Origin of the sequence: Streptomyces humi (genome assembly GCF_001005085.2) — a bacterium.
In the GTDB taxonomy this organism is placed as follows: Bacteria; Actinomycetota; Actinomycetes; order Streptomycetales; family Streptomycetaceae; genus Streptomyces; species Streptomyces humi.
The window spans coordinates 13,401-38,916 of sequence record NZ_LBMU02000136.1 but is presented as its reverse complement, the minus strand read 5'-3'; the positions used below and the strand labels follow the sequence as shown (position 1 = coordinate 38,916).

The window sequence follows — 25,516 nt, the reverse complement described above, 5'->3', positions numbered from 1 at the left end:
CAGGAGGGGCACCGCCGCCACGGGTCTGCCGGCAGTGCCCCTTCCGCTTAGCTGAGGCGCTGTCGCGTCAGAGCCGGACGTGTGGCTCGCTCCAACTGCTGGATGACCGAGGTGTAGGCCGCCCCGGTGGCATGGTGGAGGCCGATCTCGCAGGTGCGGTTGGCGCTGAGATGGGCCTGCGCGTCGAGTCGCCCGACCTCGTCCGCCTCGGGCGCGGTCGCGCTCTCCGTCAGCTCGCGGTGCAGGAAGCCGCGGTCACCGGCGAACCCGCAGCAGGACTCGGCGATCGGCTGGACAACGCTGTCGGCGACCGCCTGTGCCACGGCCTTCAGGGCCGAACCGTTGTCGGTCTGCTGCATCGAGCAGGTGGTGTGGATCACCGCGGTGGGGACCCGGTCGGTGACCGTGAGGTGTGGCAGCAGTTCTTTTTGGGCCCAGTCGACGGCGTCATGGACGGCCAGGCGGCTGTGGCGGTCCCGGTCGGCCGGGCTCAGGTGGGGCACCACGTCCCGCAGGGCGCCGAGTGAGCAGGAAGAGGCGTCCATGACCACCGGTAGCCGTCCCTCGTCGCTCCACCGCCACAACCGTTCCACGAGCACCCCCGCCATGGTGGCGTGGCCCTTCTCGTAGCCCTTGCTGTGCCAGATGGTGCCGCAGCAGGTGCCTGCCACGTCGGCGGGGATCCACAGCGGCCTGCCGGCCCGCTCCGCGAGCGTGACGAGGGCCTGGACCACGGTAGGCGCGTTCTCGCCCGCGGGCGCGCCGAAGATCCGGTTGACGCAGGCGGGTACGTAGACGGCGTGTGCCGTCTGCCGCCGGGTGGCGGGCAACCGCTTCGGGGCGGCCTGGGGCACTTCGGGCAGCCAGGCGGGGATCAGTTCGGCGCCGAGTACGCCGCGAGCCGCGGAGGTGACGGCGCGCAGCGGCGCGTCTCCGGCGATGTCCGCGGTGCGCCGGGCGATGCCGACGGCGACCCGGGCGCCCCCTTCCAGACCTGCCCAGTGCCGTGCGGCCCAGGTCGCGGCGCGTTCGGCGAGGGGGCCGTGCCCGGCGTGCCGCAACTTCTTCATCGCGGCGCCGGTGTCGATGCCGACGGGACAACTCACCGCGCAGCTCGAATCCCCGGCGCAGGTGTCCACCGCGTCGTAGGCGTAGTCCTCGGTGAGGGAGAGCACGAGTGGGGACTCGGCCCGGTGCCGGGCCATCTCCCGTTGCAGCACGATGCGTTGGCGAGGTGTGGTGGTCAGGTCATGGCTGGGACACGCCGGTTCGCAGAACCCGCACTCGATGCACGGGTCCAGGGCCGCGTCGACCGGGGGCAGCGTCTTCAGGTTGCGGACGTTCGCGTCCGGGTCGTTGTCGAGGATCACGCCCGGGTTGAGGACGCCGTGCGGATCGAAGGCGGCCTTGAGCCGCCACATGAGCCCGACGGCGACGCCTCCCCACTCCTGGGTCACGAACGGCGCCATGTTGCGTCCCGTGCCGTGTTCTCCCTTGAGCGCGCCTTCGTAGGTGTTCAGTACCAGGTCGGCCACTGCCTGCATGCAGGTGCGATAGCGGTTCACTTCCTCGGGCGAGGAGGGGTCGAGCATGAGCGGGAAGTGCAGGTTTCCGGCGGAGGCGTGCCCTGCGATGGGCGAGGCGAAACCGTGGGACCCAAGGAGCAGGAACAGATCGCGGGCGGCGTCGGCCACCCGGCCCGGAGGGACACAGACGTCCTCCACCAGCAGCACGGTGCCCGGGGGACGGGTGCTGCCGACGGCGGCCAGCAGGCCCTTGCGGACCCGCCAGTACGCGCCGGCGGTGGCGGCGTCCCGGGTGAACTCCCCCATGACCGGCACCGATGAGGCGGCCAGCACGGCTTCGGCACGCTGCTGCTGGGCACTCAGGTCGTCCGGATCGGCGGCCCGGAACTCCACCAGCAGTGCGGCGTCCTCCGCGTCCTCGGCGAGTTCGGCGAGCCAGCGGGGGGCTCCCGAGACGCCGGCGGTGGAGCGCAGGGAGGGAGCGTCCAGGAGCTCGACGGCGTGCGCACCGGCCTCGACGAGATCGGGGACGAGGGCAGCCGCGTCGTGCAGCCCTGGCAGGCGCAGCAGCGCGGTGGCGTGATGGCGGCCGAAGGGCACGGTGTCGAACACGACTTCGTCGAGGAAGCCGAGCGTGCCCTGGGAGCCGACCATGAGCCCACGCAGGATCCCGGCGGGAGTGTCGGCGTCCAGGAAGGCGTCCAGGCGATAGCCGTTGGTGTTCTTGATGGCGAACTTGGTCCTGATGCGGTCGCACAGCGCGGGGTCGGCCTCGAGTTCCTTCTTGATGGCCATGAGTTCGCGGGCAAGGGCGGGTTCGGCGCGTTCCAGGTGCTCGTCGGCCGCCGGGTCGGCGGTGTCCACGACCGTTCCCGAGGCGAGGACGACGCGCAGGGACCGCACCGTGTGGTAGGCATTGCGTACCACTCCGCACGACATTCCGCTGGCGTTGTTGGCGACCACCCCGCCGATGGTGGCGGAGGCGCTGCTGGCGGGGTCGGGACCGAGCATCCGGCCGTGCCGGGCCAGTTGCGCGTTGGCGCGGGCGATCACGGTTCCCGGGCGGGCGCGCAACGCCCGGCCGTCCTCCTCGACCACGGCACCGGCGAAGTGCCGGCGCACGTCCACCAGGATGCCCGATCCCTGGGACTGTCCGTTGAGGCTGGTGCCCGCGGCCCGGAAGGTCACCGGCAGGTCGTGGCGGCCGGCGAAACCCAGTACGGCCGCGACATCCGCCGCGTCGCGTGCCATCACGACCACGCGGGGAAGGTAGCGGTACGGGCTCGCGTCGGAGGCGTAGCGGGCGAGGTCGATGGGCCGGGAGAGCACCTGCTCCGCGCCGACCACGGCCGCCAGCCCCTCGCGCAGCCACTCCGGGGTGGCGACGGGAGAGTCGTCCGCTCCGTGGGCCTCTCGGCCGCCGGGCAGCGCGGCACGCAGCCGAGCCAGTTTCTTCATGTCGTCTCTCCTGAGATGTGCGCGCCGGCCGACGGTCGCGAGCCGGCACGTCGGCTGGGCACCGAGTGGGGCTCGTGGGCCGAGCCCGAGTGGCGGCCGCCGGGCGAGTGGGGCATCCATGCGGCGCCGGGGCATACGAGACACCCGACCCGCTCACGTGGTCGCGGACAGCGAGCCGAGCAACCCGGGCGCGGTCGCGGTGACGACCGGCACCAGCTGTGCGACGTCCGGCACACGACGACCGGCACGGCCCGGCACACCGGCCCCGAGCGGCACAGCGCCGACGGGGAACGGAAACGGCCGGGCCCAGGACCAGGACCGCTCGCCGGGCGGACTCGTGACGACGAAGCCCCCCGGTCGCCGCCCGGACAGCGGGGCGGGGGCGGCGAGGCCGACACCGAGGGTCGCCGGTCCCATCGCGGTCATCGTGCTCCTCGTAAACGGTTGCGGGATGCAGTTGTTCGAGTGTGTCCCCCGCTTTCCCCGGCTGCTATGTTGATTTCACTCAAGAGCGCGGGGTTGAGTGAGGTAATGGCACAAACATGTCCCGCTCCCGGCAGGAGTGAGCATGGCCCGAACAGAGACCCGTGCCCCGGAGGATCAGGTCGTGGAAGCGCCGGCTTCGGCGACGCTCGCGTCACTGCTGAACGCGGTCGGCGACACCCTGCTGAGGGCGCTGGAGGCCCCTTTCGGCCTGGACGTCCCGGTGAGCGAGCTGGAGATCCTCGATCCGCCTCACGCGGTCAGCGCGGCCCCGGGCACGATGCTGTTCGGAATCGGTATGCGCCCCTCCTCACCCGAGGCCGTGGCAGCCCTCCGCCTGGCCGCCCGCGACCGGTGCACCGCCCTGGTCCTCAAGCTCCACGGGGAGGACCCGACCGAGCTGCGCGCTCTCGCCCACGAGCACGGCATCGCTCTGCTCGCGGCGGACGACGAGGTGAACTGGCGTCATCTGGACACGCTCCTCTCGGCGGTGCTCGCGACCCGGTCCGGACAGGGCGCGACGGACAGCGACGACGGAGAATGGGACGACCTGTTCGACCTCGCCAACGCGACCGCCGCGCAGTTGCGCGGCGCGGTGGCGATCATGGACGACCGCTACCGGATCATCGCGTACTCCACGATCTCCGGTCAGCCCACCGACGAGGTGCGGCGCCAGGGGATTCTGGGCCGGGAGGTACCGGAGGCCTTCCAGCCACTGCACGCCGACCCCCGGTTGCGGCAGCGCCCCCAGCCCGTGCGGTTCACCGGGCACGGGGCTCTGCCCCGCCTCGCCGTCGGCATCCTGGCCGGCCGCGTCATGCTGGGGTCCATCTGGGTCATCGACGCCGACAGCAGGCTGGGAGCAGGCGAAGAGCGGACGCTGCGGGACGCCGCCGACCTCGCGGCGCTGCGCCTGTTGCGGCACCGCAATTCGCGCGACATGGCGCGCCGGGCTCGTGAACAGGCACTGCGCGGCGCGCTCCTCGGTGAGGACCTGCCCCACGCCGGCTCGCTCGGCTCGCACGACGCGGGATTCGTCGTCGTCGCCTTCGAGCACGCGGAGATGGACACGGATGTCAGCGAACCGGAAATGGCTCACATCATCGAGCTGATCACCAGTAGTGCACAGGTCCAGCACTTCAGGGCAAGCACCGTCCAACTCGACGGAGTGGTCTACTCGCTGCTGCCGGCCGACCCGTCCACAGCCGCCGCGGTGGGAGGAGAGCTGGCAGCCGGTGTCCTGGAGCGCATCCGGGTCATGCTGGGGGTCAGGCTGCGCGCCGGGATCGGCGGCCACGCGCCCGACCTGTCCGCGGTGCAGCGGTCACGCCAGGAAGCAGAGGCCGCCCTCGGCGTTCTGGCCCACCGCGGGCAGGAATACGCCGTCGCGGACTTCCAGGAAGTGCGCGCGGAGTCCTTCTTCCTGCGGCTTCGCGCGGATCTCGACGCTTTCGACGCCGCGCAGCCCGACGCGTTGGAGGCGATGCGCGAGCACGACGAACGCAACGGCACGGAGTACACCCGCACCGTCTACGCGTACCTGCGGTGTCTGGGCGACAGCACACGCGCCGCTGCCGAGATGTACGTGCACCCGAACACACTGCGCTATCGCATCAAGCGAGCGGGTGAACTCTTCGGCATCGACCTTCAGGACCCCGACGAGGCCCTGCTGCTCTGGCTCCGGCTTCGCCTCCAGCACTGACAGGCCGCCCGCGCCGGACCTTGTGCATCCGCACCAGGCGCACCTGATCCGCTGAGTGAATCCAACATGGCCAACGGTTGTGGCAGCGGCCATTCTTGGTGCACCCCAGCGAGGGGCATTGCGGGACAAGTCAAGTCACCCCCTCGCGTTCCGTGACCGCGCCGAGCCGTGACCATTCGCATTGCGGGCTGCGGTGAACCGGACATGTTCAAGTGGAGGATGCACTCATGCGGCACACCAGACATCTCACCGCGATAGGTGCGATGCTCGCCCTCACCGCCACCGCCTGTAGTGGCTCGGGCGGAGGATCCGGCAGCAGCGGCGACACCATCGAGATCGGCCAGATCGCCTCGCTGACCGGGAACTTCACCCCGCTCGGCCAGACCGACAAGCTCGGCGCCGCGCTCGCGGTCCAGCAGATCAACGCCGCCGGCGGCGTCCTGGGCAAGAAGCTGCACATCACCGTCAAGAACGACGAGAGTGATCCTCAGCAGGCCATCACCGGCTTCAACGACCTGGCCGGCAGCGGCGTCGTCGCGTTCGTCGGCACCCCGGTCTCGAACGCGGCTCTCGCCGTCGAGCCGCTGGCCAAGCAGAAGCAGCTGCCCTATGTCTCGACCGCCGCCGTCGACCAGCAGGTGAAGCCGCCCTCTCCGTACGTCTACATGACCCCGCTCACCGCGGGGGTGGTCAGCGAGCAGCTCCTGAAGTACTTCAAGGCGAACGGCATGACCAAGATGGCGGTCGCCTACGACACCCAGAACGCCTTCGCCAAGACGGGCTGGGAGGACATGAAGGCGAAGGCCGCGCAGTACGGCATCACGTTCGTGGACACCGAGACGTTCACCACCACCCAGACCAACTTCACGTCGGTCCTCCAACACGTGCGGGGCAGCGGCGCCAAGGGCCTGATGGTGTGGGCCACCGGCGCGCCGGCGGTCATCCTGGCAAAGCAGTTCGCCGGCGCCGACATGGGCGGCACGAAGCTCGTGTACAGCCACGCCGAAGCGAGCTCGCTGTTCACGGAGCCGGTGGGCGCCGCGGGTGAGGGCATCATCCTGGCGAGTTCGCTCGCCGTCATCGGCAACGAACTGCCGACGTCCGCCGCCAAGACGGCCGCGCTGAAGATGGCGGAGCCGTACCAGAAGGCCAACGGCTCCTACCCGCCCGGGTTCGCCTTCGACGGCTACAACGCCGTCCAGCTGATCGCGGCGGCCATCAAGAAGGCCGACAGCACCGATCCCAAGAAGATCGCGAGCGCGCTCGACACCCTGACCCTCCAGACCTCGGTGGGCACGTACAAGTACACCTCGAGCGACCACGCGGGTCTCGGGGTCGATCAGGTCGCCGTCAACACCATCAAGAGCGGCCACATCGTCCCGACAGACTGGACGAAGGTGCAGCTCAAGGCCAGCCTGACGCCTTGATCAGCCAGGAGATCACAGAGATGCTCACAACCGAGAACCTGGCGCGGTCCTTCGGTGGCGTGTTCGCCGTGAACGACGTCTCGATATCGGTGCCGAAGGGCGAGTTGCGCGGGATCATCGGCCCCAACGGGGCCGGCAAGTCGACGCTGTTCAACCTGATCAGCGGACACCTGGCGCCCACCCGTGGCGAGATCACCTACGTCGGCAGGTCTCTCGCGGGTACGGCGCCCCACCGCCGTGCCCGCGAGGGCGTCGCCATCGTCTTCCAGGGCGCCCGGCTGTTCCACGGGATGACCGCCCTTGAGAACGTCATGGTCGGCGCACACGCCCGTACCAGCCACGGATTCGCCTCGGCCGCGCTCCGGCTGCCGGGCCACCGGCGCGAGGAGCGGCTGATCGCCGAGCGCGCCAAGGAGGCTCTGGAGCAGGTCGGGATGTCCGACTTCGCCGATGTGTACGCCGAATCCCTGCCGCTCGGCCAGCAGCGCCGGCTTCAGGTGGCGCGCGCCCTGTGCGGGCAGCCGGAACTGCTGCTGCTCGACGAGCCGGCCTCCGGACTCCGGCTCGGAGAACGGCAGATACTCGCGGACCTGCTCCGCGACCTGCACGAGAAGGGCATCACGATGCTCCTCGTCGAGCATGACGTCAGCATGGTGATGAGCCTCGCGGACCGGATCACGGTCCTCGACCTCGGCACGGTCATCGCCGAGGGCACGCCCGACGCCGTGAGCCGCGATCCCCGAGTCATAGCCGCCTATCTCGGTCAGGAGAGCAGCGATGCTGCAAGTCGATGACCTCGTCGTCCGCTACGGGTCGGCGGTCGCTCTCGACGGCGTCGGCCTCCACGTGGGCCGGGGCGAGATGGTCGCCCTCGTCGGTCCCAACGGAGCCGGCAAGTCGACCCTCGTGAACGCCCTGTCCGGCGTCGTGCGTCCGGCCGGTGGCACGATCCGCATCGACGGACGGCTCGCGCATGTCCCGGAGGGCCGGCAGCTCTTCGCCGACCTCTCCGTGGAGGACAACCTGCGGCTGGGCGCCTGGCGCTCGCGCAACCGCGATCCGCGGCGCATCTACGAGGTCATGCCCGTCCTCGGCGAGATGCGGCGGAAGGCGGCCGGATCGCTCTCCGGCGGGCAGCAGCAGATGGTGGCGGTCGGCCGGGCGCTGATGGCCGACCCCGACGTGATCGCGATCGACGAGCTGTCGCTCGGACTCGCGCCGATCGTGGTCGCGGATCTCGCGCGCCACCTGGCTCAGCTCAACTCCGAGCGGGGCATGGCGATCCTGCTCATCGAACAGAACGCAAGGCTCGCCTTCGATCTGTGTCAGCGGGCCTACGTGATCGAGTCGGGTCGGATCGTCGCGGAGGGGGACAGCGGGGAACTCTCCCGCAGCCCGGAGGTCGCACGCGCCTACCTCGGTGGGATCACCGGCTCCGACACGGAGACTCTCCTGGAAAGAACGGCGGAATGAGTTCCTTCATTGCCTATCTGGTGTCCGGCATCGCGATCGGCTGCACCTACGCCCTGGTCGCCAGCGGCTTCGTGATGATCCATCGGGTCACCCGCGTGGTCAACTTCGCCCAGGGCACGTTCGCCGTCGTGGGAGGCATGGCCACGGCGTCGCTGCTGCGCCACGGTCTCCCGCACGGCCTCGCGGAAGTGGTGGCACTGGCGTCGGCGGCCGCACTGGGACTGCTCATCGGGGTCGTCGCGATCGGCAAGCCGGGCACCCCACCCCTGTCCTCGGTGATCATCACCCTGGGGCTCGCCATCGGCGCCTACGCCGGGGAAGTGATGATCTTCGGCGACCAGCCGTTGTCGTTCACCATGGCACACGGCTCCACCAGCTTCCTCGGCGCGCACGTCGACCGGCAGCTGTTCGTCATCATGGGCGTCACCGTGGTCAGTTACGCCCTCCTGCAACTGTTCTTCGGCCGCACCTACGTCGGCAAGGCACTGACCGCCTGCTCGTCCAACCCCTACGCGGCCCGGCTGTCCGGCATCAATCCCAGCCGGATGGGCCTGCTGGCGTTCGCGATCGGCGGGGCTCTCGGCGGGCTCGCCGGGGTCCTGATCACCCCGATCCAGCCGGTGTCGTTCGACTCCGACTCCCTGCTGGCCGTCAACGGTTTCGCGGCGGCCATCTTCGGCGGGCTGATGCATCCCTCGACGGCACTGCTCGGCGCGCTCGTCCTGGGCGTCTCCGAGTCGATGATCGGGGGCTACGTCGGAGCGTCCTACGAAATCGAGGTGGCTCTGGTGCTGATGCTCGCCATCATGGTGTGGCGCGCCGCCCGCACCCCGGTGATGGCGGAGGAGGTCGCATGACCGGCCGACTGACATCCGCGAGGCTGGTGGGCGCCGGCGCCGCGGCGGTGGTCGCCGTCGTCACCGCGCTGCTGCCGCTGTTCCTCGACAGCTCACAGCTCACCGTCTACACCGAGCTGCTGCTGTCCGCGGTGGTGACCACCGGAGTGTCCCTGCTGCTCGGCTACGCCGGGCAGATCTCCCTCGGCCACGGCGGGTTCTACGCCGCGGGCGCCTACACCGCGGCACTGATGGCGACCCACGGCATGCCAAGCCTGTTGGGACTGGCCTGCGCGCCGCTGGTCGCGGGACTGCTGGGCCTGTTGGTCGGCATGCCGTTGCTGCGCCTGCGCGGGCACTATCTCGCCTTCGCGACACTGGCGTTCCAGCTCATCCTGCTGGCGGTGATCGGACAGCAGTCCTCGATGGGCGGGGACATCGGTCTGAGCGGCATCCCCGCCCTCGGGATCGGTTCGCGGCACATCTCCGATTTCCGGGGCTACGCATGGGTGGCCTGGCTGGCACTCGTGGCGGTCATGATCCTCACCAGGAACATCGTGCGCTCCCGTCCCGGCCGGGGCCTGCGCGCGCTGGCCACCAGCGAGATGGCGGCGTCGTCCTCGGGTGTGCCGGTCGGCCGGTACAAGCTCGTGGTCTTCAGCCTCTCGGCGGCGTTCGCCGGGCTGGCCGGCGGGATCTTCGCGTTCTTCATCGCTTACGTCGCCCCCGGTTCCTTCGGGGTGCTGGTGTCGTTCCAGTTCGTCGTCATGGCGGTGGTGGGCGGACTGGGCACCCTGTGGGGGCCGCTGGTCGGCGCCGCGACCATCACGCTGCTGCTGCAATGGCTGAACGACCTCGGAGCGCGGCCGGGCATGCCCGACTACGCGCCCCAGGTCTTCTCCTACGCGGTCTACGCGCTGCTTCTGGTGCTCGTGGTGCTCTTCCTTCCGCGGGGTCTGGTGCCCGCGGGGACCGATGCGCTACGACTGCTGGCACGACGACGGCTCGCCCGGGCGCAGCCGGGTGCCGATGCAGCCGGAGCAGCCGATGCAACTGGTGCAGGTGTCGAGGAGCCCGTGCCGAGTCCGCAGCGGCAGTGATCGCGAACGGCACCTCGCAGGAAAGCCCTCAGCCCCACCGTACGAACCACGGTTCGTACGGTGGGGCACTTGAGTTGTCCGCGGTCAGGGCGTCCGGCCGGCCGGAGGCGGGGAACTCACCGGACATCGGCACCCGCCGGTGTGGCCGCTCCGCCGGAGAACGGCGAAGCGGGGCTTCGACTGCTCGGCGCACCGGCAGTCTCCGCCCCGCGACGTGATCACGGCTCCGTACAGGCTCTAGAAGTTGCCGCGCTTGGCCTGCTCGCGCTCGATCGCCTCGAAGAGCGCCTGGAAGTTCCCCTTGCCGAAGCCCAGGGAGCCATGGCGCTCGATGAACTCGAAGAACACCGTGGGCCGGTCACCGATCGGCTTGGTGAAGATCTGTAGCAGGTACCCGTCCTCGTCGCGGTCGACGAGGATGCCGCGCGAGGCGAGTTCCTCGATGGGCACGCGGACATGGCCGATCCTGGCGCGCAGTTCAGGATCGGTGTAGTAGCTGTCGGGCGTGGCGAGGAACTCGACGCCCCTGGACCGCAGTACGTCGACGGTCCTGATGATGTCGTTGGTGGCGAGGGCGAGGTGCTGGGCGCCCGGGCCACGGTAGAAGTCGAGGTACTCGTCGATCTGCGAACGCTTCTTCCCGACGGCCGGCTCGTTGAGCGGGAACTTCACCCGGTGGTTGCCGCTGGCGACGACCTTGCTCATCAGCGCCGAGTACTCGGTGGCGATGTCGTCCCCGATGAACTCGGCCATGTTGGTGAAGCCCATGACACGGTTGTAGAAGTCGACCCACTCATCCATGTGCCCGAGTTCCACGTTGCCCACGACGTGGTCGAGCGCCTGGAAGAGGCGCTTGGGCGCGCCGTCGGGCTTCACGTGTCCGGAGCTGCGGGCCACATAGCCGGGCAGGTAGGGACCGGTGTAGCGGGAGCGGTCCACGAGGGTGTGGCGGGTCTCCCCGTAGGTGGCGATGGCCCCGGTCCGGATGGTGCCGTGCTCGTCGGTGACGTCGTGCGGTTCCTCCACCACGGTCGCGCCCTGTGCACGGGCGTGCTCGATGCACTTGTCGACATCGGGGACTTCGAGAGCGATGTCGATCACGCCGTCACCGTGCCGGCGGTGGTGGTCGAGCAGCGGGCTGTCCGGGTCGACGCCGCCCTTGAGCACGAACCGGATCGCTCCGGAGCGGAGCACGAAGGCGTGGTGGTCGCGGTTGCCTGTCTCCGGACCGGAGTAGGCGACCAGCTCCATGCCGAAGACCGCCTGGAAGAACGACGCCGCCTGCGTCGCATTGCCCACCGCCCAGACCACCGCGTCCCAGCCGGTCACCGGGAAGGGGTCGCCCTCCGCGTCGTACTCCACGAGCCCGACCAGCTGCCTGAGCTGCTGAAGGTCGAGCTCTGCCAGTCGTTCCTGGCTTGTGAGGGTCTGTTCCACGCTCATGCGTCGTCCTCCTGGGTTCCTGCTTCCAGCGCGTGGCGTTCAGGACACACCGACTGCCCTTACCTGCACAACAGACACCTTTTATGCTGTTCAAGCTGCTCACTTTGCCTGCCAGAAGGCGGCAGCAGGTGTGCAATATGCCTAGTTGGAAGAAGGTGATCGTGGTGACTGACGGGCAGCCGCTGGACTCGCTGGACATCGACCTGCTCCGCTTGCTGCGGGACAACCCGCGCACCGGCGTCCTCGAACTGTCGCGGACGCTCGGGGTCGCGCGCGGAACCGTCCAGGCACGGCTCGACCGGATGGAACGCAGCGGTGTCCTCATCGGGTTCGGCCCCGAACTGGACGTGGCCGCGGCGGGATTTCCGGTCCAGGCGTTCGTGACCCTGGAGATCGCCCAGGGCGCGCTCGACGACGTCGCCGCCGAGCTCGCGGCCCTGCCCGGCGTGCTGGAGGCGTACGCGACGACGGGAGCCTCCGACGTGCTGTGCAAGCTGGCGGCCTCGTCCCACCAGGACCTACAGGAAACCCTTCTCGCCCTCAACCGCTCACCCACGGTGGCCCGCTCGACGAGCGTGGTCGTGCTGTCGGTGGTCGTGGCACCCCGGGTCCTGCCGCTGCTTCAGTCCCGTCAGCACCGTGCGCCCCGGCGGTCTCCCGCCTACAACGACGCGCAGTGAGGCCTGCCGACAGGCGACGCAGGGGTACGGGGGCACCCCGCAGGCTCAGGACGCGCTGAGCGACGCCAGCCGGGAGGCCGCCTCCTTCACCTCTGCGGCCACCCGCTCGGCGTCGAACTCGTGCATGGCCACCACGCCGACCGAGGCTCCCGCCGCGCCCGCGACCTCGAACCCCGCCGCGATCCCGGTGGCCCCCTGCTGGAGTTGTCCCGAGGTGATGCTGTAGCCCAGCTCGCGGGCGCGCGCGACCTCCGCCGGCTCGTCGGGCCAGGGCGGCCGCAACGACAGGATGGCGATGCCGTTCGCCCCCCGCTCCAGCGGATGCCGCACACCGATGCGGTAACCCACCTGGACGGGGCCGTGCTGGACGGTGGGCTCCGCCCCCGCCACGGGCACGCATTCCCGCGCGCCATGGGCCACCGACAGGAACGCCGAGGTGCCCGTGGCGTCGGCGAGATCTTGCAGAACCGGCTGGGCCGCCAGGACCAGCTGACGCTGGAACCGCCCGGCCAGCGTGGCGGCACCGGCGCCGAGCCGCACCCGCTTGCCCTGCCGGGTGACCAAGGCGTGCTCCTCCAGCGTCTCCACGATCCGGTACGCGATGGAGCGATCGATCTCCAGCTGCGCGGCCAGGTCCGCCACTGTCAGGCCATCAGCCGTCAGCGAGATCGCGTGCAGTGCCCGAAGCCCACGGTCCAGGCCTTGCAGGGTGGCCATCGACACCTCCTGATCCTGGGCCGCACCGGGCACCCACACGAACTACAGATCTTCTTCGGGCGCCACGTTAGGGCACGGGAGCCCGGCCGCACATGATCACGGACGCCGGGACGGGCCTTGACGGGGCTGCCACCGCGACCTAACTTCACCTTGTCGCTTTCTCCGCACAAAAATGTGCGCTCAGCGCACAACGACAGTGTGGCACCGCGGCTCCCAGTCACGAGGAGACAGACTTGCCGTACTACCACCGGGCGGGCGCGGTCCCGCCGAAACGTCACACCCAGCACCGTGACCCGGACGGGAACCTCTACTACGAGGAGCTGATGGGCGAGGAGGGCTTCTCCTCGGACTCCTCGCTGCTCTATCACCGGCACATCCCCTCGGCGGTGCGGGAGTTCCGTGTCTGGGAGCTCGGGGACCAGTCCCTGCTGCCCAACCATCCCTTGCTGCCCCGTCACCTCTCCACGCACAAGCTGTTCGCGGAAGGCGCGTCGGGCGTCGACGCGGTGACCGGACGCAGGCTGCTGCTGGGCAACGAGGACGTACGGCTGGCATACGTCGTGGCCGACGCGGCCAGTCCGTACTACCGCAACGCGATCGGCGACGAGTGCCTGTACATCGAGGCCGGGCGCGCCCGGGTGGAGACGGTCTTCGGCGACCTGGAGGCCGGCGACGGCGACTATGTCGTCATCCCGCGCGCAACCACCTACCGGATCGTGCCCGACGGGGACGTACGCATCTACGTGATCGAGGCGAACTCGCACCTCGGCCCGGCACAGCGCTACCTGTCCAAGCACGGCCAGCTTCTGGAGCACGCCCCGTACTGCGAGCGTGACTTCCGCCTGCCGGACGCGCCGCGGACCGTCGAGGACGAGAACGTCGACGTGTACATCAAGCACCGGGGACCCGGCGGCGTCGCAGGGACCGTCCACACGGTGCCGAACCACCCCTTCGACGTCGTCGGCTGGGACGGCTGCCTCTACCCGTACATACTCAGCATCCGTGACTTCGAGCCGATCACGGGCCGGGTCCACCAGCCACCGCCGGCCCACCAGGTCTTCGAGGGCCGCAACTTCGTGGTCTGCAACTTCGTTCCCCGCAAGGTGGACTACCACCCGCTGTCCGTTCCGGTGCCCTACTACCACTCCAACGTCGACTCCGACGAGGTGATGTTCTACTGCGGCGGGGACTACGAGGCGCGCAAGGGCTCCGGCATCGGACAGGGCTCCATCTCCCTGCACCCGGGCGGCCACCCGCACGGCCCCCAGCCCGGTGCGATGGAACGGTCGATCGGGGCGGAGTTCTTCGACGAACTCGCCGTCATGGTGGACACCTTCCGGCCCCTGCAACTGGGTGAGGCCGCCCTCGCGACGGACGACGGGTCGTACGTCCACTCCTGGGAGCCGAAGCGATGAGCGAGCCCCGGACGTTGGAGATTCCCCAGGTGCTCGCCGGACTGTTCGACGACGCCGCGGTCTTCCCGCCCGGCAGCCTGCCGATCGAGAAGGCGGTCGCCGCTCATGTGCGGCACACCCACGGCGCCCATGCCGGGCTGGTCGGTCCGTTCGTCGTCGCCGCCGGGGAAGTCGGCCGGCTCGCGGACCTGACCGGCGGTCTCCCCGAGGGGTCCTTCGGTCTCTCGGTGACCGTGCCGCTGCCGGACGTCGCGGGCGCGATCACCGCGGCGGACCGGGTCCCGGCCGTGCGGCTGGTCGCGCTCGAGGTCGCCGTCCCCGACCAGGTGCCCGCCGAGGACGTCGTCCCGGCCCTGGCCGAGGCGCTCGGCGAGAACGACACGGCCACCGTGTACGTCGAGGTGCCGCGCGACGACCGGCGCGAGGCGCTGCTCGCCGAACTCGCCGGAACCCCTTACCTGGCCAAGTTCCGCACCGGAGGCGTACGCCCCGACCTCTACCCGGACGAGCACGAACTCGCGACGACCGTCCTGACTGCGGTGCGGTCCGGTGTCGCTTTCAAGGCGACCGCGGGGCTGCACCACGCCCTGCGCAACACCGATCCGGAGACCGGGTTCGAGCAGCACGGCTTCCTCAACCTGCTGGTCTCCGTCGACGCGGCTCTGCGGGGCGCCGAGGAGACGGAACTGGTCCGGCTGCTGGCCGACCGCGACGGCGAGCGGGTCGCCGCGCGGGTGCGCGCTCTGTCGCCGCGGGCGCGTGACCTGTTCCGCTCCTTCGGCACCTGCTCCATCGCCGAACCCGCCGCCGAGTCGGTCGCGCTGGGTCTGCTGCCCGCCGCGACCGTCGCCGCCCTGACCGAGGTGTCCGCATGACCCGCACCCTCCAGCTGACCGCGCCGGCCGACTCGCTGTTCGGCCTGGCCAACCTGCCGTACGGCGTCTACTCGGCGCCCGGCCGGGAACCGCGGGTGGCGACCCGCTTCGGTGACCACGTCATCGACCTGGCCGTGCTGCTGGACGACGACGTCTTCGCCCGGCCCAGCCTCAACGCCTTCATGGCCCAGGGCCACACCCGCTGGGTCGAGGTCCGGACCGCGCTCGCCGAAAGGCTGCGGGGCCCGGTCCCCGCGGACGCCGTCCACGACCTGCGCGCGGTGACGCTGCACCTGCCGATCGAGGTCGCCGACTACGTGGACTTCTACGCCTCCGAACACCACGCCTCCAACCTGGGCAGACTGTTCCGGCCAGGCAATCCCGAGCCGCTGATGCCGAACTGGAAACACCTGCCCGTCGGCTACCACGGCAGGGCCGCCTCCGTCGTCGTCTCGGGCACCGACATCATCCGGCCCTCGGGCCAGCGCAAGGGCCCGAAGGACCCGACACCGGTGTTCGGACCCTCGACCCGCCTCGACATCGAGGCCGAACTCGGCTTCGTCGTCGGAACCGGCAGCGCCATGGGCGAGACCATCGCCGCCGACGACGCGGAACGGCACATCTTCGGAGTGGTGCTCTTCAACGACTGGTCCGCCCGCGACATCCAGGCCTGGGAGTACGTCCCCCTCGGCCCCAACCTGGGCAAGTCCTTCGCCTCCACCGTCTCCCCGTGGGTGGTTCCCCTGCTCGCCCTGGACACCGCCCGTATCCCGGTGCCGCCCCAGGAGCCGGCCGTCCTGCCGTACCTGCGGATGGCACAGCCATGGGGACTCGACGTCGACCTCGTCGTCGAGTGGAACGACCAGGTCGTCTCCCGGCCGCCGTACGCCGCGATGTACTGGTCCCCCGCGCAGATGCTCGCCCACCAGACCGTGAACGGCGCCCCCTCGCGCACCGGTGACCTGTTCGCCTCGGGCACCGTCTCCGGACCGGAGAAGGAACAGCGCGGCGCCTTCATCGAACTGACGTGGGGCGGCACGGAGCCCATCACCGTCGCCGGCCGGCAGCGCACCTTCCTGGAGGACGGCGACGAGGTCGTCCTCACCGCCACCGCCCCCGGGGCCGACGGTACGCGGATCGGCTTCGGCGAGGCCCGCGGCCGGATCATCAGCAGCAAGCGGGAGGACCGATGAGCAAGACGGTGGCATCGACGGCCGAAGCGGTTGCCGACATCACCACGGGCAGTTCCCTGGCTGTCGGCGGGTTCGGGCTCTCCGGGATCCCGGACCGCCTGATCGAGGCACTGGCCGGACAGGGCGCCGACGGCCTGGAGGTCTTCTCCAACAACTGCGGAGTGGACGGCATCGGACTCGGTATTCTGCTCGACCTCGGCCGGATCCGCCGGGTCACGGCCTCCTACGTCGGGGAGAACAAGGAGTTCGCCCGCCAGTACCTGTCCGGCGAACTCGAAGTGGAACTCACCCCGCAGGGCACACTCGCCGAGCGGCTGCGGGCCGGTGGCTCCGGCATTCCCGCGTTCTACACCCCGGCGGGCGTGGGCACGCCGGTCGCCGAGGGCGGCCTGCCATGGAAGTACGACCAGGGAGGGAACGTGCTGGTCGCGTCCCCGTCCAAGGAGGTCCGCGAGTTCAACGGCCGCCGGTACGTCCTGGAAGAAGGCATCGTCACCGACTTCTCGCTCGTGCACGCCCGGCTCGGCGACACCGACGGGAACCTCGTCTTCAACAAGGCGACGATGAACTTCAACCCGCTGGCCGCGATGGCGGGGCGGATCTGCGTCGCGCAGGTCGAGGAACTCGTCGAGCCAGGGGAGATCGACCCCGCCCGGGTGCATCTGCCCGGCATCTACGTCCAGCGGATCGTGCACACCGGCCCGCAGACCAAACACATCGAGAAGCGAACCGTCCGAGAGAAGGCGGCATGAGCGAGCAGCAGACCGGCTGGTCCCGGTCGCAGATGGCGGCGCGCGCCGCGGCGGAACTCCGTGACGGCGAGTACGTCAACCTCGGTATCGGTCTGCCGACCCTCATCCCCAACTTCCTCGCGGACGGGGTCCGGGTCACGCTGCACAGCGAGAACGGCATCCTCGGAACGGGCCCCTACCCGAGCGACGACCAGGTCGACGCCGACCTGATCAACGCGGGCAAGGAGACCGTCACGGTCGGCCCAGGGGCCTCGTTCTTCGACTCCGCCCAGAGCTTCGGCATGATCCGCGGCGGCCACATCGACACCGCCGTACTCGGGGGTATGCAGGTCTCCCGAACGGGCGACCTGGCCAACTGGATGGTGCCGGGGAAGATGGTCAAGGGAATGGGCGGCGCGATGGACCTGGTCCACGGCGCCAAGCGCGTCATCGTCCTCATGGAGCATGTGGCCAAGGACGGCTCCCACAAGATCGTCGAGAAGTGCACCCTGCCACTCACCGGGCAGGGCGTGGTACAGCGGGTGATCACCGACCTGGCCGTGCTCGACGTCACGGCCGAAGGGTGTCGCCTCGTCGAACTGGCGCCGGGCGTCACCCTCGACGAACTGCGTGCGAAGACGGGGACTCCCGTGGCGGATTGATCTGGCGGATTGATCTGGCGGATTGGACTGGCGGATTGGACTGGCGGATTGATCTGGCGGATTGGTCTTTCCGGCAGACAGCACCTCGGCGAGCACGCACCGGTCCTCCCCCGGGGCGCGGCCCGTCAGGGGGCGCGGCGATGCTCACGGCCACTGGACGCCGCACGGTCCCAGGGCGGGTCTTCCAGCCCCTCACCGGTCGGGCACAGGTCGGTGCGGCCTCGGGTGTGAGCCCGCAACCGCACTGGCCGGTCGGAACCTTGCCGGGCTGTTTTTCCCCCGCGTAGCGTGTGTGGTGGCCTGGTGCCCGAGGGGTGTCGTCGGGCCAGGGCGGCGCCGGTGAGAAAGCCGGCCGGCGAGGGGAGCATACGGACGGTGTGCGCGTCTGACCGCCGGGGGTCGTAGTGGTGACGTTCAGACTTCTCGGGCCCGTGGGGTTGGTGGGCCGTGGCCCCGTCGACGCAGGTCCTCCGCAGCGGCGGTGCGTGATGGCGGCGCTCGCGGTGGACGCCGGCCGGGCGGTGCCACTCGAGACGTTGATGAGGCGGGTGTGGGGTGAGGACCCGCCGGAGGGGGCGCGTCAGGCGCTGTACGCGCATGTGGCCCGTATCCGGCGGGTGTTGGCGGACGACGGCGACGCAGCGGTCCACACGCCGCGCCTGCTCCGGCGGGACGGCGGTTACCTGCTGGACACCGACTCCCAGGACGTGGACCTGCACCGGTTTCATCGCCTGGTGGCCGACGCCCGCAGAGCCCGCCGCGGCGGCGCCGAGCAGGTGACGATGCTCCGTGAGGCCCTGGACCTGTGGCGCGGGGAACCGCTCACCGGACTGTCCGGGGAGTGGGTGTCGCGGATGCGGGACACCTGGCAGCGGCACCGGCTGGACGCGGTCACGGCGTGGGCCGACGTCGAGACGGCGGTGGGCAACCACGCCGTGGTGATAGGCCGGTTGCCCGAGCTGATCGGCGAAAACCCGCTCGTGGAACCGCTGGTGGCCGCCCTGATGCGCGCGCTGTACGAGGCGGGGCGCGGTTCCGAGGCCCTGGAGCGCTTCGCCGAGACCCGGAAGCGGCTGGCCGACGAACTGGGCGCCGACCCCGGGGCCGAGTTACGGCGGCTCCACCAGTCGATCCTGCACGGTGCCGCCGGGCCGGCCGAGGCCACGGATCCGCCGCCCACGGCACGGCCGCCGCGGTCCGCGCCGGCACCGGCCCGACTGCCCCTGGACGTACCGGCTTTCACCGGCCGGAAGGAGGAACTGGCCCAGCTCGACGGCATTCTCGCGGAGGGCATCGGCGGCTCCGCGGTGGCGGTGGTCTCGGTACTCTCCGGAAGCGCGGGCGTGGGGAAGACGGCTGTGGCCGTCCACTGGGCGCACCGGGTGGCCGACTGGTTCCAGGACGGCCGGCTCTACCTGAACCTCCATGGTTTCGAGCCTTCGCGGCCACCCGTGACCCCGGCGGAAGCACTGCCCCGGCTGCTGGAGGCCTTGGGCGTGCTCCCCCAGCACATGCCGGTGGGCCTGGAGGCGCAGGCCGGACTGTACCGCGGCATGCTGGCGGGACGGCGGATCCTGGTGGTGCTCGACAACGCCCGCGACGCCGAACAGGTACGGGCGTTCCTGCCCGGCAGTCCGGGCTGCTTCACCCTGGTGACCAGCCGAAACCGGCTCTCCGGCCTGATCGCCCTGGAAGGCGCCCGGAGCATCGTCCTGGACGTGCTGCCCGCTGCGGAGTGCCGGCGGCTGCTCGTGCGCCGGATAGGGGCCGAGCGCGTGATGTCCGAACCGCTGGCCGTGGACGAGATCGTGAGCCGGTGCGCGCGGCTCCCGCTGGCCCTGGTGATCGTGGCGGCCCGCCCGGCGAACGAGCCGCGGCTCGCGCTGGCCCGGCTCGCCGCCGAACTCCGGGACGCCCAGCACTCGCCCGACGGGCTGGACAGCTTCGGCGACGAGAACACCCGGACGGACATCCGGGCCGTGTTCTCCTGGTCGTACGGCACTCTGAGTCCTCCGGCCGCCAGGATGTTCCGGCTGCTCGGCGTGCACCCCGGCCCGGACCTCAGCGTGGCCGCCGCCGCGAGCCTGGCGGGGCTTCCCGTCGAGCACGCGGGCCTGCTGCTGACGGCACTGGCCGACAGCCACTTGGTCACGGAGTACTCGCGCGGCAGATACGTACTCCACGACCTGCTGCGGATGTACGCGGCCGAGCTGGCCGGCACCGTGCACGCGGCCGACGAGACGCGAGCCGCCGAAGACCGCGTGTTCTGCCACTACCTGCACTCCGCCCACGCCGCCGACCGCATGCTGGATCCGTACCGCGACCCGATCGCCCTGCCACCCGTGGTCCCCGGCGTCTCCCCCGAGCACGCCGCGGACCACGGGGCGGCCCTCGCCTGGTACACGGCCGAGCACCCGGCACTCCTCGCGGTGGTGCACCGGTCGGGCACCGCCACGCGGGCACCGGACGCCCCGGTCTGGCAGCTGACCCGCGCCCTGAGCACGTTTCTACAGCGCCGCGGCCACTGGTCCGACTGGGCCACCGCGCAGGAGGCCGCGCTGGCCGCGGCACTGCGCTCGGCGTCCTCGGCCGGCGAGGCCGACGCCCACCGCGGCCTCGGTCGTGCCTGCACCCGCCTGATGCGAACGGACGACGCGCTCACCCACCTCGCCCGCGCCCTGGATCTGCACAAAGCCCTCGGCGACCGAACCGAGCAGGCCCACACCCACCTGGACCTGGCCCGCCTGCACGCCCGGCGGGACGCCTACGCCGAGGCGCTGGCCTGTGCCGAGGAGGCCCTCGATCAGTACACCTCCTTGGGCCATCGGACCGGACAGGCCCGCGCCCTGAACTCGGTCGGCTGGTACCACGCGCAGCTCGGCGACCACCGCCGGTGTGTGGTGTTGTGCGGGCAGGCCCTGGTGCTCTTCACCGAACTCGGCGTCCCCGACGGCCAGGCGGACACCTGGGACAGCCTCGGCTACGCTCACCAGCACCTCGGCGACCACCACCAGGCCGCGGCCTGCTACGGCAACGCGGTCGCGCTGTTCCACGGTCTCGGGGACCGCTACTTCGAGGCCGACGTGCTGGCCCACCTCAGCGAGTGCCACCGGGCCGCCGGCGAGGCCCGAGCGGCGCGACGGGCCGCCCGGCGCGCGGCGGACATCCTCGACGAACTCGGTGTGCCGGACGCGGACGGCGTCCGCGCCCGGCTGCGCCGCCTCGGCCCGCAGGCCGCCCCTGGAGGACCGGTCGACACACCGGGCGACGGGTGAGGCCGGAGCACCCCGGATCATCCGTCGCAGCAGACGGTAGTGCAGGGCGTCCCGGTTGTCCGTGCAGTGTCCGTGCATCTGTCCGCGCATTGTCCGTGCGCGCTGACGGGGCATGGCGTGCATGGTCAGGACCGGGCCCCCGTACACCGCCGAGCAGGGGGCCCGGGAGCGCGCCGCTTCCCGCTATCCCTCGCGTCGGCGGGCGCTCGAACGGGCACATCGGCCCGAACCCTCGCCCTTCATTCCCGAATCAGCCCGGAAGCGGATGCGTCCTCGTGCACAGAGGTGTGCGGGTGGCGCGCGTGGGTAGTCACACCAACCGGAACGAATGATTCCGAATCGCCGCACGGAGCCAGGAGGAGAAGAGCATGAGGTTGACGCGACGGATCACTGGCGCGGCCGTCTGTGCCGCGCTCGTCGGAGGCGCCGTACTGGTCGGTGGCGGATCGGCGACGGCGGCCCCTTCCGGGCCGGGCGGGCATCACCCGGTTGCCGACGCCGCGGCCGGCGCCAGGGGCGGCGGCACCGCACAGCAGGCCGCGGACCCGTGGATCGCCGACCAGCTGGCGGCTTTCTACCCCTCGGCGGCCCACCGACTGGCGGCGTTCGATCCCTGGGTCAAGGACCAGCTGGCCCAGCCACAGACCGGATGAGCACGGCTGACCGGCCCATGCGCATCGGCCGTGCCCGCGGGGGAACTCGGTCGGCATGATCCGGACCATTGTGCGTGGCGGGGCGGCGGGTGCCGCCGGAACGACCGTACTGAACACGGTGACCTACGCCGACATGGCATGGCGCGGCAGAGCGTCGAGTCAGGCCCCGGCCCAGGTCGTGGACAAGATCGCCCATGATGCCGGGTACGAGGTTCCCGGCTCGGGCGAGACCCGGGACAACCGTCTGTCCGGCCTCGGGGCGCTCTCCGGAATCCTCGTCGGATGCGGTACCGGGGCGGCCGTCTCGCTGCTGCACCGCGCGGGGATCCGGCCGCCCTGGTGGCTGGGCGGGGCGGTCACCGGCGCGCTGGCGATGGCCGCTGCCGACCTTCCCATGGCGCGGCTCGAGGTGAGCGACCCGACGAGCTGGTCGGTGACGGACTGGGTCTCCGACGTCGTACCGCATCTGATGTACGGACTGGTGACCTACGGCCTGGTCGCGGCCTCGGACAACAGCGTGTGACACGACGTCCTCACTCCTGAGCAGCAGAACGGAGCAGCAGAACGGGGCGGGCCGACCGCTTCCTACCGGGCGTCGCCGTCCTCGTTCTCGTCCTCGTCCTGGTCCTCGCCCTCCGCCTGTGACGGCGTGGTCCTGGGTACGTCGGGACGGCCGGTCTGCTCCGGCTCGCCGTCCGTACCGTCGCCTGCGTCGCCCTCTGCCTGCGACGGTGTGGTCTCGCTCATGATCGCCTCCATGCTCCGTGCGCTGTCCTCCGGCTCATGGCGCCGTCCTCGGTGCCCGTGGCCGCCGGGTACCCGGCCGGCTCCTCTCTCACCCGGGGCCGAGGTCCACCGTCGTCGTGACCCGGGTGAGCGCGGGTTTCCCCGGCACCGATCCGAAGCCGAAGCGCACGGGGGGTTCGACGGGCGCCGTCACCCCCAGATCGACGCCTTCGAAGGACGCGGACACGAGGCTGATCGGCCGCAGGTCCCGAGCGCCGTACCACTCGCGGCGGCCCGCGCGAGCACTTCCCCGGGTCCGCACTCCGCGCAGCAGCATCCGGGCCGGCCAGTCCGTGAGAGCGCTCCACGCCGGACGGCGGGCGAGCGCGCGGGGCACGGCGCGCAGCAGCAGGCCCAGGGGCCCACGCCGTCCGGTGACGAAGCACAGCTCCAGCGAGCCCGCATTCACCGTCCAGGTGTGGGCCGAGACGCTGACTCGCACCGGCACGACACGGACGGTGTCGAAGACGTAGGTGGCACCGATGAACTCCGCCGTCTCCCTGGTGGGGGCCAGCAGCAGACGCTCACCGTCGGCCCGCTCCAGCATCACGTCACTGAACGCGCCGAACGGTGACCGCTGCCAGTGGCCGAGCACGACGCGGGTCCCGGAGGAAGTGCCGACGCCTGCGATCCAGCCCTCGAAACGCACCCGGCGGCGCGCGGCCGATGCCGAGGCCCCGGTGTCACCTGGGTTCATCGGCCCGCTTCCGCCGGAGTGGACTCACACGGGTTCCCACTGTCTCCCAGCCGCACATGCCTGACTCCTCCCTAGAACTTCCTCACCGTCTGCTCGGTCTTGCTCCAATCGTGGACACCAAGCGCCCGAACAGCGGTACGGCGGCCCATCCGGCACCTGCCCCGCAGGCCAAAGCCGCAAGGATGATCCCCGTGACTGTTCTCAACGATCCGGACCATCCGGCCGCCGACTACTACGAGAGCGAAGTGCCACTCCGTGGCCGGCAGCCGGGCAATGTCGTGATCAAGTGGCTGACCACCACCGACCACAAGACCATCGGAACGCTGTATCTGACCACGTCGTTCGCGTTCTTCCTGATCGGCGGTGTCATGGCGCTGCTCATGCGCGCCGAGCTCGCCCGGCCGGGCTTGCAGATCATCTCTCAAGAGCAGTACAACCAGGCGTTCACGATGCACGGCACGGTCATGCTGCTGATGTTCGCGACGCCGCTGTTCGCCGGCTTCACGAACTGGATCATGCCGCTCCAGATCGGCGCGCCGGACGTCGCCTTCCCGCGGCTGAACATGTTCGCCTACTGGCTCTACCTGTTCGGCTCGACCATCGCCGTCGGCGGCTTCCTCACCCCGCAGGGCGCGGCCGACTTCGGCTGGTTCGCCTACTCCCCGCTGTCGGACGCCATCCGCTCGCCGGGTCTCGGCGCCGACATGTGGATCATGGGTCTGGCCTTCTCCGGCTTCGGCACCATCCTCGGCGCGGTCAACTTCATCACCACGATCATCTGCATGCGTGCGCCGGGCATGACCATGTTCCGCATGCCGATCTTCGTGTGGAACGTGCTGCTGACCGCCGTCCTGGTCCTCTTCGCCTTCCCCGTCCTCGCCGCCGCGCTGTTCGCGCTGGAGGCGGACCGGAAGTTCGGGGCACACGTCTTCGACGCGGCGAACGGCGGAGCGCTGCTCTGGCAACACCTCTTCTGGTTCTTCGGCCACCCGGAGGTGTACATCATCGCGCTGCCGTTCTTCGGCATCATCACCGAGGTCATCCCGGTCTTCTCCCGCAAGCCGATCTTCGGCTACATGGGTCTGGTGGCCGCGACGATCGCGATCGCCGGTCTGTCCGTGACGGTGTGGGCCCACCACATGTACGTCACCGGCGGTGTGCTGCTGCCGTTCTTCTCCTTCATGACCTTCCTGATCGCGGTACCGACCGGTGTGAAGTTCTTCAACTGGATCGGCACCATGTGGAAGGGCTCGCTGTCCTTCGAGACACCCATGCTGTGGGCGGCGGGCTTCCTCGTGACGTTCCTCTTCGGTGGTCTGACCGGTGTCATCCTGGCCTCGCCCCCGATGGACTTCCACGTCTCCGACTCGTACTTCGTGGTGGCCCACTTCCACTACGTGGTCTTCGGTACGGTCGTCTTCGCGATGTTCTCCGGCTTCCACTTCTGGTGGCCGAAGATGACGGGCAAGATGCTCGACGAGCGGCTCGGCAAGATCACCTTCTGGACGCTGTTCGTCGGCTTCCACGGCACCTTCCTGGTGCAGCACTGGCTGGGCGCCGAGGGCATGCCGCGTCGTTACGCCGACTACCTGGCGGCCGACGGCTTCACCACCCTGAACACCGTCTCGTCCATCGCCTCGTTCCTGCTCGGCCTGTCGATCCTGCCGTTCCTCTACAACGTGTGGAAGACCGCCCGCTACGGCAAGCCGGTCGGCGTCGACGACCCGTGGGGTTACGGCCGTTCGCTGGAGTGGGCCACCTCCTGCCCGCCCCCGCGGCACAACTTCGTCACGCTGCCCCGCATCCGCTCCGAGTCCCCGGCGTTCGACCTGCACCACCCGGACATCGCCATCGCCGAGGCCGAAGCCCACAGGCTCCACACATGACCGACGCGGAACATCGCGTGCGAGACGGACAGCCGCCGGGAGCAGGCGGGGACCTCGCCAACCAGGCCGAGGGATACCTGTTGTGGCAGGCCACGATCGCCGAGGCCGAACGGCGGGCGCGGGAGTTCACCGAACGCATGGACTGGCTGACCACGTCCCAGCGCCACGAGGTCGAACGCCACCACGTCGAGGACAGCCTGCGCCGGGCACGGCAGGATCTCGAACGGATCGCCGCCCGGTGCCGGTCCCTGCGCGGAGAGTACGAGCGGCGCTACCGCTCGCTGCGTCTGCGCTGTACGGGATGGACGCTGGCCGTCTGCGCCGGTCTGGTTCTCTCGGCGGCGGTGTCCCTGATCCGCTGACGCAGGCAACCTCTGCCACCGGGCTCAAGGGATCGGAGCCGCACCGGAAGTCGCATCGACGGGCGTGACGACAAGCGCGTCCACCTGACTCCTGTGTCCCCGGGCTGAAGGCCGAGATCAGCGCGTCCCTCCTGGT

The 25,516-nt window shown here is 70.4% G+C and carries 23 protein-coding genes; 17 read left to right on the top strand and 6 right to left on the bottom strand.

Features of this window, described 5'->3' with window-relative positions:
• Window positions 1-47: 47 nt before the first annotated feature.
• Both AAW13_RS42550 and AAW13_RS42545 read right to left on the bottom strand, forming a co-directional pair.
• Complete coding sequence (locus tag AAW13_RS42550) at window positions 48-2,984, bottom strand: FAD-binding and (Fe-S)-binding domain-containing protein (RefSeq protein WP_071659867.1); 2,937 nt, start codon at window positions 2,982-2,984, stop codon at window positions 48-50.
• 153 nt (window positions 2,985-3,137) lie between these two features.
• A complete protein-coding gene (locus tag AAW13_RS42545) occupies window positions 3,138-3,410 on the bottom strand; it encodes a hypothetical protein (RefSeq protein WP_046728049.1) in 273 nt (90 codons plus the stop codon).
• Between the two features lie 142 nt (window positions 3,411-3,552).
• Between AAW13_RS42545 and AAW13_RS42540 the strand changes: the two genes are divergently transcribed.
• The 6 genes from AAW13_RS42540 to AAW13_RS42515 all read left to right on the top strand — a co-directional run bounded on the left by AAW13_RS42540 (window position 3,553) and on the right by AAW13_RS42515 (window position 10,005).
• Window positions 3,553-5,169, top strand: coding sequence for a PucR family transcriptional regulator (locus AAW13_RS42540; RefSeq protein ID WP_046728050.1), 1,617 nt, complete (start codon window positions 3,553-3,555; stop codon window positions 5,167-5,169).
• A gap of 227 nt (window positions 5,170-5,396) precedes the next feature.
• Window positions 5,397-6,596, top strand: a complete 1,200-nt coding sequence (locus tag AAW13_RS42535) for an ABC transporter substrate-binding protein (protein ID WP_046728051.1) — start codon at window positions 5,397-5,399, stop codon at window positions 6,594-6,596.
• Between the two features lie 20 nt (window positions 6,597-6,616).
• The gene (locus AAW13_RS42530) at window positions 6,617-7,390 is read left to right on the top strand and encodes an ABC transporter ATP-binding protein (RefSeq protein WP_046728052.1); all 774 of its coding nucleotides are present in this window, start codon (window positions 6,617-6,619) and stop codon (window positions 7,388-7,390) included.
• A complete protein-coding gene (locus tag AAW13_RS42525; RefSeq protein ID WP_046728053.1) occupies window positions 7,374-8,069 on the top strand; it encodes an ABC transporter ATP-binding protein in 696 nt (231 codons plus the stop codon). The genes AAW13_RS42530 and AAW13_RS42525 overlap by 17 nt, the downstream gene beginning before the upstream one ends.
• Window positions 8,066-8,926, top strand: coding sequence for a branched-chain amino acid ABC transporter permease (locus tag AAW13_RS42520; RefSeq protein WP_046728054.1), 861 nt, complete (start codon window positions 8,066-8,068; stop codon window positions 8,924-8,926). Before AAW13_RS42525 ends, AAW13_RS42520 begins: the two co-directional genes overlap by 4 nt.
• Window positions 8,923-10,005 carry a branched-chain amino acid ABC transporter permease gene (locus AAW13_RS42515; RefSeq protein ID WP_063777048.1) on the top strand — a complete coding sequence of 361 codons (1,083 nt, stop codon included), beginning with the start codon at window positions 8,923-8,925 and terminating at the stop codon, window positions 10,003-10,005. Before AAW13_RS42520 ends, AAW13_RS42515 begins: the two co-directional genes overlap by 4 nt.
• A 237-nt stretch (window positions 10,006-10,242) precedes the next feature.
• Here AAW13_RS42515 and hppD read toward each other — a convergent pair whose 3' ends face one another.
• Window positions 10,243-11,448, bottom strand: coding sequence for a 4-hydroxyphenylpyruvate dioxygenase (hppD, locus tag AAW13_RS42510; protein ID WP_046728055.1), 1,206 nt, complete (start codon window positions 11,446-11,448; stop codon window positions 10,243-10,245).
• A gap of 137 nt (window positions 11,449-11,585) precedes the next feature.
• Here hppD and AAW13_RS42505 point away from each other — a divergent pair, with 137 nt between their 5' ends.
• Window positions 11,586-12,128, top strand: coding sequence for an Lrp/AsnC family transcriptional regulator (locus AAW13_RS42505; RefSeq protein WP_046728056.1), 543 nt, complete (start codon window positions 11,586-11,588; stop codon window positions 12,126-12,128).
• Window positions 12,129-12,173: 45 nt separating this feature from the next.
• Here AAW13_RS42505 and AAW13_RS42500 read toward each other — a convergent pair whose 3' ends face one another.
• Window positions 12,174-12,845, bottom strand: a complete 672-nt coding sequence (locus AAW13_RS42500; protein WP_046728057.1) for an IclR family transcriptional regulator — start codon at window positions 12,843-12,845, stop codon at window positions 12,174-12,176.
• A gap of 233 nt (window positions 12,846-13,078) precedes the next feature.
• On the opposite strand from AAW13_RS42500, the gene AAW13_RS42495 reads away from it, so the two are divergent.
• From AAW13_RS42495 to AAW13_RS42460, 8 genes are all read left to right on the top strand, one after another.
• Window positions 13,079-14,260, top strand: coding sequence for a homogentisate 1,2-dioxygenase (locus AAW13_RS42495; protein ID WP_046728058.1), 1,182 nt, complete (start codon window positions 13,079-13,081; stop codon window positions 14,258-14,260).
• The gene (locus tag AAW13_RS42490; protein ID WP_046728059.1) at window positions 14,257-15,135 is read left to right on the top strand and encodes a hypothetical protein; all 879 of its coding nucleotides are present in this window, start codon (window positions 14,257-14,259) and stop codon (window positions 15,133-15,135) included. The genes AAW13_RS42495 and AAW13_RS42490 overlap by 4 nt, the downstream gene beginning before the upstream one ends.
• Window positions 15,132-16,328 (top strand): fumarylacetoacetase, encoded by a 1,197-nt coding sequence (fahA, locus tag AAW13_RS42485; RefSeq protein WP_046728060.1) that lies wholly within the window; start codon window positions 15,132-15,134, stop codon window positions 16,326-16,328. The genes AAW13_RS42490 and fahA overlap by 4 nt, the downstream gene beginning before the upstream one ends.
• Window positions 16,325-17,080 (top strand): CoA transferase subunit A, encoded by a 756-nt coding sequence (locus AAW13_RS42480; protein ID WP_046728061.1) that lies wholly within the window; start codon window positions 16,325-16,327, stop codon window positions 17,078-17,080. Before fahA ends, AAW13_RS42480 begins: the two co-directional genes overlap by 4 nt.
• On the top strand, window positions 17,077-17,721 hold the full coding sequence (locus tag AAW13_RS42475) for a CoA transferase subunit B (RefSeq protein ID WP_046728062.1): 645 nt from the start codon (window positions 17,077-17,079) through the stop codon (window positions 17,719-17,721). Before AAW13_RS42480 ends, AAW13_RS42475 begins: the two co-directional genes overlap by 4 nt.
• 488 nt (window positions 17,722-18,209) lie before the next feature.
• Complete coding sequence (locus AAW13_RS42470; protein ID WP_079179196.1) at window positions 18,210-20,996, top strand: AfsR/SARP family transcriptional regulator; 2,787 nt, start codon at window positions 18,210-18,212, stop codon at window positions 20,994-20,996.
• A gap of 368 nt (window positions 20,997-21,364) precedes the next feature.
• Entirely contained in the window at window positions 21,365-21,649 is a 285-nt protein-coding gene (locus AAW13_RS42465; protein ID WP_046728064.1) for a hypothetical protein, read from the top strand.
• A gap of 55 nt (window positions 21,650-21,704) precedes the next feature.
• Window positions 21,705-22,172 (top strand): hypothetical protein, encoded by a 468-nt coding sequence (locus AAW13_RS42460; protein ID WP_046728065.1) that lies wholly within the window; start codon window positions 21,705-21,707, stop codon window positions 22,170-22,172.
• A 62-nt stretch (window positions 22,173-22,234) separates the two neighbouring features.
• Here the strand turns inward: AAW13_RS42460 and AAW13_RS46285 are convergent, their stop codons facing one another.
• The gene (locus AAW13_RS46285) at window positions 22,235-22,396 is read right to left on the bottom strand and encodes a hypothetical protein (RefSeq protein ID WP_167391800.1); all 162 of its coding nucleotides are present in this window, start codon (window positions 22,394-22,396) and stop codon (window positions 22,235-22,237) included.
• A gap of 88 nt (window positions 22,397-22,484) precedes the next feature.
• Window positions 22,485-23,132 carry a hypothetical protein gene (locus AAW13_RS42455; protein WP_046728066.1) on the bottom strand — a complete coding sequence of 216 codons (648 nt, stop codon included), beginning with the start codon at window positions 23,130-23,132 and terminating at the stop codon, window positions 22,485-22,487.
• Between the two features lie 191 nt (window positions 23,133-23,323).
• On the opposite strand from AAW13_RS42455, the gene ctaD reads away from it, so the two are divergent.
• Window positions 23,324-25,018, top strand: a complete 1,695-nt coding sequence (ctaD, locus tag AAW13_RS42450) for an aa3-type cytochrome oxidase subunit I (RefSeq protein ID WP_046728067.1) — start codon at window positions 23,324-23,326, stop codon at window positions 25,016-25,018.
• Complete coding sequence (locus AAW13_RS42445) at window positions 25,015-25,380, top strand: hypothetical protein (RefSeq protein WP_046728068.1); 366 nt, start codon at window positions 25,015-25,017, stop codon at window positions 25,378-25,380. The genes ctaD and AAW13_RS42445 overlap by 4 nt, the downstream gene beginning before the upstream one ends.
• The last annotated feature ends 136 nt before the right edge of the window (window positions 25,381-25,516 follow it).